The organism is Gallibacter intestinalis, from assembly GCF_014982745.1.
GTDB classification, from domain to species: domain Bacteria; phylum Bacillota; class Clostridia; order Peptostreptococcales; family Anaerovoracaceae; genus Gallibacter; species Gallibacter intestinalis.
Window position 1 is genome coordinate 96,943 of record NZ_JADCKA010000003.1, and the last position, 15,488, is coordinate 112,430.

Annotated in this window: 10 protein-coding genes; 8 read left to right on the plus strand and 2 right to left on the minus strand. The window is 35.5% G+C overall.

Annotated features, from left to right (window positions below; all coding sequences use genetic code 11):
• Positions 1–2,565, plus strand: a complete 2,565-nt coding sequence (locus INF20_RS03125; protein ID WP_226384934.1) for an FAD-dependent oxidoreductase — start codon at positions 1–3, stop codon at positions 2,563–2,565.
• A 265-nt stretch (positions 2,566–2,830) separates the two neighbouring features.
• Entirely contained in the window at positions 2,831–3,295 is a 465-nt protein-coding gene (locus INF20_RS03130; RefSeq protein ID WP_226384935.1) for an HD domain-containing protein, read from the plus strand.
• Positions 3,296–3,300: 5 nt separating this feature from the next.
• Here the strand turns inward: INF20_RS03130 and deoC are convergent, their stop codons facing one another.
• On the minus strand, positions 3,301–3,960 hold the full coding sequence (gene deoC, locus INF20_RS03135; RefSeq protein ID WP_226384936.1) for a deoxyribose-phosphate aldolase: 660 nt from the start codon (positions 3,958–3,960) through the stop codon (positions 3,301–3,303).
• A gap of 151 nt (positions 3,961–4,111) precedes the next feature.
• On the opposite strand from deoC, the gene INF20_RS03140 reads away from it, so the two are divergent.
• From INF20_RS03140 to INF20_RS03160, 5 genes are all read left to right on the plus strand, one after another.
• A complete protein-coding gene (locus tag INF20_RS03140; protein WP_226384937.1) occupies positions 4,112–5,476 on the plus strand; it encodes an ATP-binding protein in 1,365 nt (454 codons plus the stop codon).
• 28 nt (positions 5,477–5,504) lie between these two features.
• Positions 5,505–6,566: a virulence RhuM family protein gene (locus INF20_RS03145; protein WP_226384938.1), complete on the plus strand. Its 1,062-nt coding sequence runs from the start codon at positions 5,505–5,507 to the stop codon at positions 6,564–6,566.
• A 31-nt stretch (positions 6,567–6,597) separates the two neighbouring features.
• Entirely contained in the window at positions 6,598–6,960 is a 363-nt protein-coding gene (locus tag INF20_RS03150; protein ID WP_226384939.1) for a VOC family protein, read from the plus strand.
• Positions 6,961–7,040: 80 nt separating this feature from the next.
• A complete protein-coding gene (locus INF20_RS03155) occupies positions 7,041–10,226 on the plus strand; it encodes a helicase-related protein (RefSeq protein WP_226384940.1) in 3,186 nt (1,061 codons plus the stop codon).
• On the plus strand, positions 10,216–13,803 hold the full coding sequence (locus tag INF20_RS03160) for an Eco57I restriction-modification methylase domain-containing protein (protein WP_226384941.1): 3,588 nt from the start codon (positions 10,216–10,218) through the stop codon (positions 13,801–13,803). Before INF20_RS03155 ends, INF20_RS03160 begins: the two co-directional genes overlap by 11 nt.
• 5 nt (positions 13,804–13,808) lie before the next feature.
• Here the strand turns inward: INF20_RS03160 and INF20_RS03165 are convergent, their stop codons facing one another.
• Positions 13,809–14,702: a DNA methyltransferase family protein gene (locus INF20_RS03165; RefSeq protein ID WP_226384942.1), complete on the minus strand. Its 894-nt coding sequence runs from the start codon at positions 14,700–14,702 to the stop codon at positions 13,809–13,811.
• A gap of 62 nt (positions 14,703–14,764) precedes the next feature.
• Here INF20_RS03165 and INF20_RS03170 point away from each other — a divergent pair, with 62 nt between their 5' ends.
• Positions 14,765–15,370 (plus strand): master DNA invertase Mpi family serine-type recombinase, encoded by a 606-nt coding sequence (locus INF20_RS03170; RefSeq protein WP_226384943.1) that lies wholly within the window; start codon positions 14,765–14,767, stop codon positions 15,368–15,370.
• Positions 15,371–15,488: the final 118 nt, after the last annotated feature.

Consider the following 15,488-nt stretch of genomic DNA (forward strand, 5'->3'; position numbering starts at 1 on the left):
ATGAAGACACTTGAACTTAAGAAAGGCTTTTACTGGGCCGGTATACTCGACCCTAATCTGAGAGTCTTCGATATCATAATGGAAACGAAGTTCGGCACAACATATAATTCCTATGTGCTTAAGGGCTCTGAAAAGACAGCTCTCTTTGAAACGGCTAAGGAAAAGTTTATGGGCGATTATATGGCAAAGCTCAAGGAAGTGGTGGATATAAAGGATATTGACTATATCATAGTGGACCATACTGAGCCTGACCATGCCGGTTCTGCAAAATATCTTTTGGAGGGAAATCCGGCAATTAAGCTGGTGGGAAGCGCAACAGCCATCAATTTCATGAAGGAAATATGCAACATGGAATTTAATTCCGTGATTGTAAAGGATGGAGATACTCTTTCCTTAGGAGATAAAACTTTGAAATTCATCGGAGCTCAAAATCTCCACTGGCCAGACAGCATGTATACTTATATAGTTGAGGATAAGACCTTGGTTACATGTGATTCCTTCGGTTCCCACTACAGTTTGGATGCGGTACTGGCTTCCAAGATTGTAAATCGCGACGATTATATGGAAGCACTGAGATACTATTACGATAATATAATCGGACCATTTAAGCCGTATGTGCTTAAGGCCATTGATAAAATCAGAGACCTCGACATAGATATGATATGTCCAGGTCATGGCCCAGTGCTTGATAGCAATCCGTGGGAAATCGTGGATATATATGAAAAATGGTCAACAGAGGTCAATCCTAATGCCAGAAAAACCGTAGTAATCCCTTATGTTTCTGCATATGGATACACAGGAATGTTGGCCGACAAAATAGAGGAAGGCATTAGAGCCGCAGGTGATATTGAAGTTAGAAAGTACGACCTGGTAACTGCCAATCTTGATACGGTTATGGGAGATATATACTGGGCTGATGGAATACTTTTGGGAACTCCGACAATTCTTGGGGAAGCTCTTAAACCGATATGGGATATAACCACTTCAATCTTTCCGGGAACTCACGGCGGTAAATTTGCATCTGCCTTTGGTTCCTATGGATGGAGCGGTGAAGGCGTGCCAAATATAATTGCAAGACTCAAGCAGCTGCGCATGAAGGTTTACGGTGAAGGATTCAGAGTGAGATTTAAACCAAGTGAAGCTCAGCTGGAGGATGCCTTTGATTTTGGATTTGGATTTGGTTCCAGTGTCCTTGCAGGAAAGATTATAGAAAAGGAAGAACTGGCAGCTCCGGTTGTAAGAGAGTGGAAGTGCCTTGTATGCGGAGAAATTGTAAGAGGTACGCAGCCGCCTGAAGCATGTCCAGTATGTGGCGTGGGACCTGATAAATTCGTTCCAGTGGAAACTAAAGAAATCAAATTCCAATCCCAGGAAGCGGAAAACATCGTAATTATCGGTGGTGGTATCGCAGGTCTTTCTGCAGCTGAAGCGGCTAGAAAGAGAAATCCTGTATGCAGCATTGAAATAATTTCTGACGAAGAAGTATTTTGCTATAACAGACCGATGCTGACAAAGGGCATACTTTCCGAATTTGATGCGCTTAACTTCTTTACAAAACAGCTCGACTGGTATGAAGAAAATAGGATAAAGACAACACTGGGAGTTAAGGTGACTGCCATAGACAGAGAGAATAAGCAGATTGCTTTGGACAACGGAGAAACCAGAAAATACGATAAGCTCATATATGCAGCCGGTGCGGAATGTAATAGACCGCCAATCAAAGGCGCCGATAAGGAAGGCGTTGAAGTGATAAGAAAGCTGGCGGATGCTAATAAGATTAGAGAAAGCCTTGGCGGCGTTAATAATGTAGCCGTTATAGGCGGAGGTATCTTAGGCCTTGAAGCGGCATGGGAATTTATGAGAGCCGGAAAGAAGGTTACAATTATTGAAGCTGCTCCTGCGATAATGGGAAGACAGTTGGACGCAAAAGGCTCAGCCCTTCTTAAAGCAGCGGCAATTAAAGCAGGCGCTGTGGTTTCTGAAGGTGCAGGTGTTGATGAAATTACAGGTGAAGGCAGTGCTGACGGTGTAAAAACTTCAGACGGAACAGTATACCCTGCTGATCTCGTTATAATTTCTGCCGGCATCAGACCTAATGCAGACCTTGCAAAGGAAGCTGGTCTTGACGGTGATAGATTTGTGGAAGTTGACGATACAATGAGAACTTCAGATCCTTCAATATTTGCCTGCGGAGATACTGCAGCAATGAACGGTGTAAGCATAGGCATATGGGCTCAAGCTGACGGCATGGGTAAGGTTGCCGGTGCAAATGCTGTGGGTGATAGCGAAACCTACAGTCATGTAACTCCTTCTAATACATTTACAGGATTTAATACTGCTGTATTTTCCATAGGAGATGTGGGACACGGTAGCGACGGACACTATAAGGAAATAGAAATATCAGAAGAATCCAAAGGCTTTTACAGAAAAATGTTCTTCCTGAACGGAAGATTCTGCGGTGGTATCCTCATAGGAAATACTTCAAAATCCGTTGAGATGATGAAGGCATATGACAAGAAGGCGGCCGTAAAAGACGAAGTGATACTTTCGCTGATGGCTGAATAATAGAGTAATGATAAAAATAAGCAAAAAGCGGGGTGGTTTAAAGCTACCTTGCTTTTTTGCTGGTTATTAAATGAAATTACTGGTACTTGTTTCTGTACTAGAGATAATACGAGAAATAAACCACCTTGCCGCTAACAAGATGGTTTGATTTGAACAATTAAGTTATCGGCCAACCATTTATCATGGTGGCTCTTTTTTTTCTAAGTAAAGTATATATTGCAATTACTAGAAAGTCAAAGTAAAATTTTGACAAGGAGGCGATTATATGAACAGACTGATTGGATTGCAGAGCCTAATGCTTGAGGAAATAGAAAAACATGTAAAGCTTGTGCCTCAAAGAGATGAACCCGCTGAGTGGGAAAGGGTACATATAGCAAGTTGTGCTGCCATAGGGCATATACTTGCCGAGAAGCGTGGTGTAGATGCAGAGCTTGCAGCCTGTGCTTGCGCAGCACATGATTATGGCAGAATAGTAACTGGTAAGCAAGAAGATCACGCACAGGCAGGGTATGAGCCGGTGAAGGAACTTCTCAAAAGAGATGGTAGATTTACCGATGAAGAAATAGAAATAATTGCAATAGCAGTTAAAAACCATAGCAAAAAATCAGAAATTGGAAGCCCGATTGAGGAAATCGTCAAAGATGCCGATGTGCTGGATATGTATCAGCACGGATATGAGCTTCCAAGGGAAGAACAGAAAAAGAGACTTAAAACCATGTTGAGCGAATAAAAAATTTATTCGCTCACTATTTTTATTGATGCACTTGCACCGATTCTGTCGGCTCCGGCGTTAATCATTGCTAGTGCAGTTTCTCTGTCCCGTATACCACCAGATGCTTTTACTTTAGCTTTATCTTTAACCAACTCCTTCATCATTGACACATCATCGGTTGTTGCACCGCCTGTGGAAAATCCTGTGGATGTTTTTACAAAATCCGCTCCGGCATCTACTGCCAGTAGACAGGCAACAGTTTTTTCAGTGTCGTTGAGCAGGCAGGTTTCGATTATGACCTTGAGTATACCGCCCTTAGAATGGACGGCTTTGGCAACCTGGCTGATGTCTTCTTTGACTTTATCGTCGCAACCGGCCTTTAGCAGACCTACATTTATAACCATATCTATTTCAGTGGCTCCATTGTCGCAGGCTTCGGATGCTTCGTAAACCTTTGCGGAGGTTGTTGATGCTCCCAAAGGAAATCCGCATACCGCTGCAACCTTAACGGAATTTGCATTTAGTTCTTTAAGGGTATCTGCAGCTAATTTAACATACGGCGGATTGACACATACGGAATAAAAGTTGTATTGGGCAGCTTCTTGACAAAGCCTTTTGATATCATCGGGAGTTGCTTCCGGTTTAAGCAGTGTATGATCTATATATCTGTTGAGATTTTCCATTTTGACCTCCATAAATTTATAGAAAAGTGATATTTAGCACATAATATCTTATAAAAGTGTGATTTCGATTGAATTTATCTTTGATTAAGTTTAAAATTAGAGTAACAGAGATATATTATTAAAGCAATGTTTTAAAGGAAATTATAATAATATGGAACGACAGATTATAAATAAACTGATTAAGTGGAAGGAATACCCTTTTCGAAAGCCCCTTATTTTAACCGGCATAAGACAGGTGGGCAAAACATGGACTCTTAAAGAATTTGGACGGCTCCACTATGATAATACTGCGTATTTTAATTTTGGAGAAAATGAAAATTACAAGCAGTTTTTTGAAGGAACAAAAGACATTAAACGCATGCTGCAAAATTTGATGATGGCAAGCGGGCAGCGTATAGAGCCGGAAAGAACCCTTGTAATATTTGATGAGATTCAGGATTTTCCTCAGGTGTTTGAGACCCTGGAATATTTCTGCGATAACGGCAAGGAATATCATATTGTATGTGCGGGAAACCTTTTTAAATCAGATATGGCGGCTGATAGTGAAATGATTTCTATAGATAAGGTTGAAATATTGGAGCTTTATCCGATGAACTTCAAAGAATTTCTCATAGCCAACGGCGATGATAACTTAGCTGCATTTATCGAAAACATAAATATACTTGAGCCCATAGCGGAAGCCTTCTATAATCCGCTTCTCGAAAAGCTTAAGATGTACTTTATAACCGGCGGTATGCCTCAATCTGTATTAAGCTGGACTCAGGAAAGAGATGTGCCTGCAATGGAAACCGCCTTGAAAAATATAATAGAAGGATACGAAAGCGATTTTATAAAAAAGGCAGAAGGCAAAGATGCTTCTAAAATGCTGCAGATATGGCAGTCGATTCCTTTGCAGCTTTCAAAAAACAACAGGAAGTTTACATATAAAGGGGTAAAGGAAGGAGCAAGGGCCAGAGAATATGAAGGTGCGCTTAACTGCATGGCTGATCTTGGAACTGTAAATAGGGTATATAAAGTAGATGAACCGGAGATGCCTTTGTCGGGAAAAGAGATTTCATCTTCCTTTAAAATTTATTTGCCGGATGTGGGAATTCTCAGGAAAATGTATCAGATGACATCGGCAGCCTTTGGAGAAGGAGACAGGCTTTTTACGGAATTTAACGGAGCCCTTTCAGAAGGCTATCTGTTGGAAGCTTTGATGCCCCAGTTTGAAAAAATGCCAAGATACTGGTCTACCAACAATCCCTTTCATAAGGTGGATTTCATCGTTAAATACGAGGGTGAGCTAGTACCAATAGAGGTGAGCGGAACTACCGGTGGACAGTCAAAGAGTCTTAAAAAGTACAAAGAGCTTTCCCCTGACGAAACGCCTTTAACGGTAAGGTTTTCCCTGGACAATCTTAAACTGGACAGAGATAAGTTAAATGTGCCGCTATTTATGGCTGATGAAGCGGCAAGACTGATTGGGCTGGCTTTGGACTTTGGAAAGGGCCTTAGTTTGTTGGATATTTTGTAAAGAGAATATTTTAAAAGGGTATGGAAAAATGTCTAAAAAAGAAAATAAAGAAATAACAATTCGTTCTAGTGCGGCAGAATATTTGACTTATGTGGCTTCTGTTGGAGACCAACAGGATAGTATTGAAATGCGATATGAGGATGAAAATATATGGCTGACGCAGAAGATGATGGCGACACTTTATGATGTAAGCGTTGCTGCAATCAATCAGCATGTAAAGAAAATCTACGAAGATTCCGAGTTGGAACCTGACTCAACTATTAAGAAATACTTAATAGTTCAAAAAGAGGGAACTCGTCAAGTTAGTAGAGAGGTATCACATTATAATCTTCAAATGATTATAGCAGTTGGGTTTAAAGTGAACAATGAACGAGCAGTACAGTTCCGCAAGTGGGCTAATGGCATCGTAAAGGACTATGCCATCAAAGGTTGGGTTATGGATGATGAAAGGTTAAAGCGTGGAACTTATCTGACCGAAAAATATTTTGACGAACAGTTAGAACGAATTAGGGAAATTCGTGCAAGTGAACGAAAATTCTATCAGAAAATAACTGATCTCTATGCAACAGCAATAGACTATGATAAGAATTCGGCAGCGACAAAGAGATTTTATGCAACAGTTCAAAATAAAATGCATTATGCAGTTCATGGGCATACGGCGGCGGAACTGATTGTAGAGAGAGCTGACCATACGAAAGAGCACATGGGTTTAACAACATGGTCGGACGCACCTGATGGCAAAATAAAGAAAAGCGATGTAACAGTTGCAAAGAACTATTTATCAGAGGAAGAAATGGGCCAGCTCAATAGAATGGTTTCTGCATATCTGGATTTTGCTGAGACTATGACATTGCGTCATATCCCGTTGACGATGCAGGATTGGGAGACAAGACTCAATAGATTTATTGAAATGTTTGAATATGGCATATTACAAGATGCCGGAAAAGTATCTGCAGAAATAGCTAAGCTGCATGCTGAAACTGAATTTGAAAAGTATCGCATAATCCAAGATCGTCTTTTTATGTCAGATTTTGATAGATATATGCTTGAGCTTGAAGAACAAGCTAAAAATTTAAAAAATGATAAATAAAAATTTCGACTCATTTGTGGAGGACACTACAATGAAACTCAAAAACATATTGATAGTAGTAAAAGACATCGAAAAATCAAAACAGTTTTATCACGACCTATTCGGTCTAAATCCTGTGCTGGATAACGACGGCAACCTTATAATGACCGAAGGTCTTGTGCTTCAGGATGAAAAGATATGGCAAGAGTTCTTGAGAAAGGACATAACCTACAAGAACAATGCCTGTGAGCTCTATTTTGAAGAAGACAACATCGAGGCTTTCGTAGAGAAATTAGAAAAGCTATATCCTGACATAGAATATGTAAATCGTCTTATGACCCACAGCTGGGGCCAGAAAGTTATAAGGTTTTATGATTTGGACGGAAATTTAATTGAAGTCGGAACAGCTATGTAATTATTTTTGTAAAAGATATATAATGAAAAAAGATAGTGTAGTGTAGATTATATATTGCAATCTTTGTTCGGAGGATAACAATGGCAACAACAGATTTAAAATTTTTTACGAATGAACCAGATAGAGACTTGTATAGCAGATTTTCAGCAATATTGAAAAGTAATACACAATTTTTTGATGTATTAGTTGGATATTTTAGATCCAGTGGTTTCTTTAAATTGTATGATGCTATGAAAGACGTAGAAAGAATACGCATTTTAGTAGGTCTTAATGTTGATAAATACACTGTTGATATCATTGATTCAGCTAATAATGAATTAGAGTATTCGACTATTCCTACAATTGAAGGTAAAAAAATAATAGGACAAGAAGTAGAAAGAGAATTTGAACATACAAATCCTTCGGAAAATGTAGAGAAAGGTGTTCAGGTATTTATTGAATGGCTTAAATCGGGCAAGTTAGAAATGCGAATGTATACTAAAGCACCAGTGCATGCTAAGGTTTATATAATGCGCAAGGATCCAACTAAAGTCTTTGATATGTATGGAAGTGTAATAACAGGTTCTAGCAATTTTTCTGAGGCTGGGTTAGTAAATAATTTAGAATTTAATGTTGAGTTAAAAGATAAAATTGATGTTGAGTTTGCATTGAAAAATTTTGAAGAGTTATGGGCTGAGTCCGTTGAAATAAGCGAAACATATATTGAGTCTGTTGAGCAAAATACATGGATGAGAAATGATATTACTCCATATCAATTATATTTAAAAACTTTATATGAATTCTTTAAAGAAGAAATTAACTCTGACAAAGAAAGTTATCAAACTCTTTTACCGGAAGGTTTTATGAAACTTCAGTATCAAATGGATGCTGTAACCCAAGCTAGACAAAAATTAGATGCGTATAATGGAGTTTTTATTTCTGATGTTGTTGGATTGGGTAAAACATATATTTGTGCTATGCTTGCAAATTCATTCAATAGGAATTCGTATAAATTGTTTATATGTCCACCTGTATTGCAAGATTATTGGAAGAATGTGTTGCAGGAATTTGATGTTTCAAGATGGGATGTTGTTTCTTTAGGACAACTTGACAAGGTGATAGAGAACGGAAAAGTAAGCAAGTATTCATATGTATTTGTGGATGAAGCGCATAGATTTAGAAATAGTGACACTAATGCTTTTACTAGTCTTCATCAAATATGCAAAGGTAAAAAAGTTGTCTTGATATCCGCTACTCCGATAAATAACTATACTAGCGATATTGAAAATCAATTGTATTTATTTCAAGCGAAAAAGAATGGTACTATTAATGGAATAAAAAATCTTGAAGGATTTTTTGCCGACTTAAAATCAAAACTTAATAAGAAAGTTAAAGGTTCTAATGAATATATGAAGCAACTTCGAGATAATTCCGAAGTTATTCGAGATAAAATACTAAGAGAAGTTATGGTTCGCCGTACGAGAAACGAAATCGTAGAATATTATGGTGAAGATTTGGAAAAGCAAGGATTGACTTTTCCTAAAGTAGGTAATCCTGAAAAAATTACATATGTTTTTGATGAGTTAATTGACGATGCTTTTAACCAAACAATTGATATTATAAAGAATTTCAATTATGCCAGATATACACCATTATTGTATCTCAATGATACGAAAAAATACTCTACAATGCTTGTATCTCAGACAAATATGGGCGGATTTATGAAAGGTGTTTTGGTTAAACGATTAGAAAGTAGTTTTTATGCTTTTCGTAAAACACTGGATAGATTTTTAGAATCGTATGATAAATTCATTGAAATGGCAGATACTGGGAAGATTTTTATTTCTAAAAAGGTAAATGTGTATGATTTGTTAGACGATGGAGATACTTCTAAACTAATGGAATTAGTTGAAAATGAAGATGTTTTAGAATTTGATATGAAAGAATTCAAGAGTCAATTCATTAGAGATTTGGAACAAGATAGATCGCAATTAAAAGCATTACGTAGTATTTGGGCCAATATTGATAATGATCCTAAATTAGAAGAACTTAAAAATAATCTGATAAAAAATCCAATTATCAAAGGCAATAAAGCAATAATTTTTACAGAATCTAAAGAAACTGCAGAGTACTTATATGAAGAATTAAAAGAAATCTACGGTAGCAGAATTGTTTATTATAGTGGAGAAAGTTCACCAAAGCTAAAATCTGATATTGAAGATAGTTTTAATCCTCAAAAGGAAATGAATAACAATGATAAATATGATCTCCTTATTACAACTGATGTGTTAGCGGAAGGAATCAATTTGCATAGATCAAACATATTAATTAATTATGATTTACCTTGGAATCCAACTAGAATAATGCAAAGAGTGGGAAGAGTAAATAGAGTGGGTACAAAGTTTGACCAAATCTATGTGTTTAATTTCTTTCCAACAGCACAGAGTAAAGCACAAATGCCATTAGAGGATAGAATATTAGAAAAACTACAGGCTTTTCATGACACTTTAGGTGAAGATATTAAATTCTTGTCGGAAGACGAAGAAGTATCATCGCAAAGATTGTTTTCAGAATTGACCGGAGAGATGAAAGAAGACGAAAGCACGAATCCAGAATTGGAGTATCTAAAAGTTATTCGTGATGTGCGTGATAATGATCCGGATTTATTTGAAACTATTAAAAAGATGCCAAAGAAATCAAAGACTGGCAAAAAAGAAGAATCCGTTGATACTACATCAACAATTACCTTCTTAAGGAAGGGAGCATACAAGTCGTTCTTTATCAGTGATGGTATTAACTCTGAACAAATACCGTTTATTAAAGCCATAGAGAAGATTAAGGCAAGTCCAAACGATGAAAAAATACAGGTTGCTAGTGGATATTACAGGCAATTTGAACAAAATAGTAAAGCATTTGACGAGATTCTTACAGAAGAATCTAATGTAACAATTGAGAAAACGGGGGTTTCTGGCAATGATGCTGTTGTGGTTAAATTGTTAAAAGCTATGGCTAAAGAAAAGAGCTTTACTGATGATCAAGAGGAACTAATTAAAAAATGGATTACCCTATGGGAAAATGGCGAGATACCTTCTAAAATATCCAAGGATATAGTAAAGAAGAGTAGGAATATAGGCGAAGGGGGCTTATTAGAATTCTTCTTTGAAATTAAAAATATTATTCCATCAGTATATTTAGAAGATAAACAAGATATAAAAGCGATAATAGATGGAGAAAAGCAAATTGTTCTTTCATGTTATTTAGAAAAGGATGAAAAAAATGAAGCTTGAAATAAAAAGAATTGAAGAAATACTTACTAGTACGTATGAAAATAAGGCATATGTGGAATTAATAAAAATACTGTTTCCTAAAATGGAAAGTGTAAATGCTGATAAATTCAGTAAAACATATTCTTCTTTTTCGTCACATATTGAGGGCTCTAGCCATGTAGGAAATATTAAAACAAAAGATGATAAGAAGATATTAGTGCTAAGTGTTCAATTAAAAAAAGAGCGCTATGTAGAAAACGCAAGAAGTGTCCAAAGAAGTTTTGCAAAACACTTAATTGATAATGGGAGTGCTGATGCGGCTATTATAGCATTTTACACTCCAAATGAATCTAAGTGGAGATTGTCTTTTGTGAGACTCGATTACGAGATAAAAATAGAAAATGGTAGATTAAAAACTCAAGAAAAAATTACACCTGCCAAGAGGTATTCTTACTTGGTTGGTGAAAATGAACCATGTCATACTGCCATCAGTAGAATATCAGGCTTTATTACTGCTGAGCACTTTGAAAATGGTTTTGAACTAGATGAGTTAGAGGAAGTATTTAGTGTTGAGAGAGTTACTAAAGAATTCTTTAATCTTTATTGTGAAAAATATTATCAACTTCAGGAATTTCTGGATAGCTGCGAAGATTTTGTAGATGAATCTGAAAGATGTGGCTTCACTTCTGAACAATTTGCTAAAAAATTAATGGGACAGATAGTATTTTTGTACTTTTTACAGAAGAAAGGTTGGCTTGGGGTAAATACATGGCCAACAACATTGACTGAAAGCGAATACAAAGATGTTTATTATACGAAAGGTGCACATGGGAAAATAATAAAAGAGTATTTACCTAAAATGTATGGAAACATTAATGGTGAGTATTGTTTGTCGTCAAAAGCTTTTGATAATGTTGACAATGAAACAGAAGAAATAATTGCTATGCATATGCCAAGAAAGAAAACTTGGGGTGATGGTTCTCAAACTTTTCTAAGGACATTGTTCGAATTTTCCAAGAAACATGGCGGACACTTTTATGAAAATTACTTAGAACCATTATTTTATGATGCGCTTAATAGAAATAGAGGTGAAATGGGTTATTGTACTGCACTTCATTGTCGAGTTCCATTTTTGTCCGGTGGCTTGTTTGAGGCTTTAGACGGCTATGATTGGAAGGCGAATACGTTTGATATTCCGGATGAAATTTTCTCAAATAGAAAAGATGATAATGATAGAGAAGGGGATGGAATATTAGATATATTTGACAGGTTTAACTTTACAATTAGTGAAGATGAACCAATGGAAAGAGAAGTGGCAATAGATCCAGAAATGCTCGGGAAAGTATTCGAAAATCTGCTTGAAATAAAGGACAGAAAATCGAAAGGGGCATTTTATACACCACGTGAGATTGTACACTTTATGTGTCAAGAAAGTTTAATACAATATTTGATAGATAATTTGCATGTTAGTGATGAAGCCGTTCGAAATTTTATATTGTATGGAGAATATATTAGAGATCATGACGCGCAGAAAGATTGTCCTGAAGACGAAATGTTGATATCAGATGAACTGTATAACAGGAGTTTAGGCATAAATAAATTAAATGAAATGGATGAGTTATTATCTAATATTAAAATTGCCGATCCAGCTGTTGGCTCTGGAGCATTTCCGTTGGGAATGTTAAATGAGATAGTAAAAGCAAGACAAAATATTAGCAGATATATGGCTATGGATATGAATCCTAATTCGGCACGATTTATGTATGCTACCGATCGATCTGCATATTCGCTAAAATATGAAACTATAAAAAATTGTATTTTTGCTACAGATATTGAACCTTCTGCAGTTGATATTACACAGTTAAGACTATGGCTGTCATTGGTTATAGATGATGAAATAAATCCGAACGCTCAAACCATTGCGGAAGGACATAAAGATCCGTTACCATTACCTAATTTAGAATGTAATATTTTATGTGGAAACTCATTAATTGATAAATTGGATGGAGAAAATTTGATTAATGGATCTGAAATCCTTGGCAATATTGGTGATGAAACACAAATTGATTTTGTCCAAACTTTAGGTGAATATGATGCAATATTAGACAAGTTTATTAAAAAACAGGAAGAACTATTTAAATGTAAGGATTCAAATGAAAAGAAAGCGATAAAAAGAGAAATTGAAGATTTGAAAAATTTGGTTGTACATAAACAGTTATATAGTTCGGAAGAATTATTTGAGAAATATTTAGAAACAGAAAAAATGACTTCTAAACCATATGTGCTATGGCAACTAGACTTTGCAAGAGTGTTTAAAGAGAAAAGAGGATTCGATATTGTAATTGGGAACCCTCCTTATATTCAATTACAAAAAACCATCAACGAGGAAACAAAAGAAAAGTTAGGAGATGCATATTCTAATCTAGGATTTGAAACTTTTACTAAAACAGGGGATATTTATTGTTTGTTTTATGAAAAGGGCTATCATTTATTGCATAATAATGGAATACTAACATTTATTACTAGTAATAAATGGATGAGAGCTGGTTATGGTAAAGCTTTAAGAGAGTTTTTATCAAAAAAAACTAATCCGATACTTCTGATTGATTTTGCTGGTAGAAAAATTTTTGAATCTGCCACTGTTGATGTGAATATTTTAATGTATTCAAAAGAACAAAATATGAATCATACATTTGCGTGTAAAGTTGATCAAGATTGCGGAAATAATTTGAGCGTTTTTGTTCAGCAGAACCAGCGCGCAATATCTTATTCTGCTTCCAATAGTTGGGTTATTATTTCATCTATTGAAGCGCAGATAAAGAAGAAAATCGAAGAGATTGGAACTCCCCTAGAAAAATGGAACATCAATATAAATAGAGGAGTATTAACGGGATACAATGAAGCGTTCATTATTTCTACCGAAAAGAAAAATGAGATTGTTTCTGCTGACCCAAAGTCTGCTGAAATAATTCGACCTATTCTGCGTGGCAGAGACATTAATTATTATGCATGTACATTTGCGGGATTATGGTTAATTAATACACATAATGGTATTAAAGAAAAGAATATACCTCCTATTAACATTGATGACTATCCAGCAATAAAGAAACATCTGGATAAATATCAAGAAAAACTTTTCAAACGAGCAGATCAAGGTATAACACCGTACAATTTGAGAAACTGCGTTTATATGGACGAATTTTTTAAGCAAAAAATCATTTACCCTAATATGACAAAATATATGCCATTTGTACTTGATGATGAACAATATATGACAAACCAAAAGTGTTTCATTATCACTGGTGAGCACTTACCATTTTTGACTGCTTTTTTCAATTCTTCACTTTTCAAATATTGTTTTCGCAACTCTTTTCCAGAATTGCAAGGCGGGACTCGTGAATTAAGCAAAATATTTTTTGAAAAAATACCTGTTATAAGGATTGATGAGCAACTGAATCAATCCTTTGCAAACGCTGTCAAAAATATTCAAAAAGAATATACTGATGAAAAAGCAAAAGAAATTGATGAAATGATATTTGACCTCTATGAATTATCATCAGCAGAACGTGACGAAATTGGATTTATAGAAATCAAATAGTACATTTATCTATAATTACGAGTCACATAATCTTCAATAAAGGCTCTTTCTTCAGTATTAATGCCATATAATGAGTACACATAGTTTTCAAGCCTTGCTTCAATCGAATGATAATCAACATTATTATTTATGTGATTTATGATTTCATATAATAAATTTTCAACGAATTGTTTTTGTTCCGCAGTTGGTTTTGGTACTAAAATTGGATTCATTGCTTGAACACTTACAATTAAATCGCCAGTTCCCGTTTTGGGTGCATTAGAGAATAAATAATTTCCCATAGTAGTATTAAGAATAGCTGTAATATACGGTACATCTACACCGGTTGCAATGCATGTGCTATCTAACGGAACCATGCCTTTATCATCTAAGCTAAATCGTAGCAGAGAACCAATGCGCTTCCATATCATTTTTTGCTTGGAAAAATCGTCCCAATATTTAATGCTATCTTGAGTTTCAAACCATTTGTTATTGGTCTTTTTTCGAGATTTAATTATTTTACCGTCTACTATCTTTTTTTCTCCAGTCTGAGATAGTCGATCATAACCGAAAGATAACAAATATTCTTTAACTGCAGGATAGTCATCAATACAATATTCCAGGCTAGGAAAAGTTGAAATTAACCAAAGTCCTGCGAAATTCGAATGATATTTCTGAATATCTCTGCCTCGTAAAATAGGTCGAATTATTTCAGCAGACTTTGGGTCTTTTCGTATTAGTTCATCTTTAATAGGTTCTGAAATAATAAAAGCTTCATTAAGACCTGTTTTTATTCCATAGTTGATGCTGATATCCCATTTTTCTAATGGAATCCCTTTTTCTTCGACTTTAGTTCTGATAGAATGCTCTATTTCGCTGAGTATTATCCAGCTATCGTCATAACTAAATTGGGTATACATGTTATTCTGCTGAACAAAAACGCTCAATTTAATTGTTCGAATAGAAGAGAGGAGTTGGCAGAATGAATTATGGTTATATTCGCGTAAGCAGTGATAAGCAAACAGTAGAAAATCAGCGATTTGAGATTTGCAGTTTTTGCAATAGAGAAAATATTAGAGTGGATGGTTGGATAGAAGAAACTGTCAGCGGAACTAAAAATTATGATAAGAGAGAACTCGGAAAGCTACTTTCCCAAGTAAAAGAAAATGACTTGATAATATGTTCAGAATTATCAAGACTTGGCAGAAATTTGTTTATGATCATGGAAATCCTCAATCAATGCATGGCAAAAGAATGTAGAGTTTGGACGATAAAGGACGGATATAGATTAGGAGATGATATACAGAGTAAAGTCTTGGCATTTGCTTTTGGATTATCAGCAGAAATAGAGAGAAATTTGATTAGTCAAAGAACCAAAGAAGCATTAGCCCGAAAGCGAGCAGAGGGTGTTATTCTTGGTAGACCCAAAGGTAGAAAATCTTCGCATGTTAAATTGTCTGGCAAAGAAACAATAATAAAAGAGCTTAGGATTCAAGGTGTGACAATAAAAGAAATTGCTAAGATATATAAAGTCAATAGGAACACTGTAAGTAAGTTTATTAAAGAACATATAGAAGAAAAAGAATAATCTATCGACAAACCAATAATAGTATATTATAATTTAGTAAATTACAATATACTAAATCGTATTAAACTAAATTATATTATATTAAACTTCAGAGCATCACGATAGATAGGAGGCTAGT

Coding starts and splice junctions, on each gene's coding strand:
- INF20_RS03125 (WP_226384934.1), top strand. CDS start 1: ATGAAGACACTTGAACTTAAGAAAGGCTTTTACTGGGCCGGTATACTC.
- INF20_RS03130 (WP_226384935.1), top strand. CDS start 2,831: ATGAACAGACTGATTGGATTGCAGAGCCTAATGCTTGAGGAAATAGAA.
- deoC (WP_226384936.1), bottom strand. CDS start 3,960: ATGGAAAATCTCAACAGATATATAGATCATACACTGCTTAAACCGGAA.
- INF20_RS03140 (WP_226384937.1), top strand. CDS start 4,112: ATGGAACGACAGATTATAAATAAACTGATTAAGTGGAAGGAATACCCT.
- INF20_RS03145 (WP_226384938.1), top strand. CDS start 5,505: ATGTCTAAAAAAGAAAATAAAGAAATAACAATTCGTTCTAGTGCGGCA.
- INF20_RS03150 (WP_226384939.1), top strand. CDS start 6,598: ATGAAACTCAAAAACATATTGATAGTAGTAAAAGACATCGAAAAATCA.
- INF20_RS03155 (WP_226384940.1), top strand. CDS start 7,041: ATGGCAACAACAGATTTAAAATTTTTTACGAATGAACCAGATAGAGAC.
- INF20_RS03160 (WP_226384941.1), top strand. CDS start 10,216: ATGAAGCTTGAAATAAAAAGAATTGAAGAAATACTTACTAGTACGTAT.
- INF20_RS03165 (WP_226384942.1), bottom strand. CDS start 14,702: ATGTATACCCAATTTAGTTATGACGATAGCTGGATAATACTCAGCGAA.
- INF20_RS03170 (WP_226384943.1), top strand. CDS start 14,765: ATGAATTATGGTTATATTCGCGTAAGCAGTGATAAGCAAACAGTAGAA.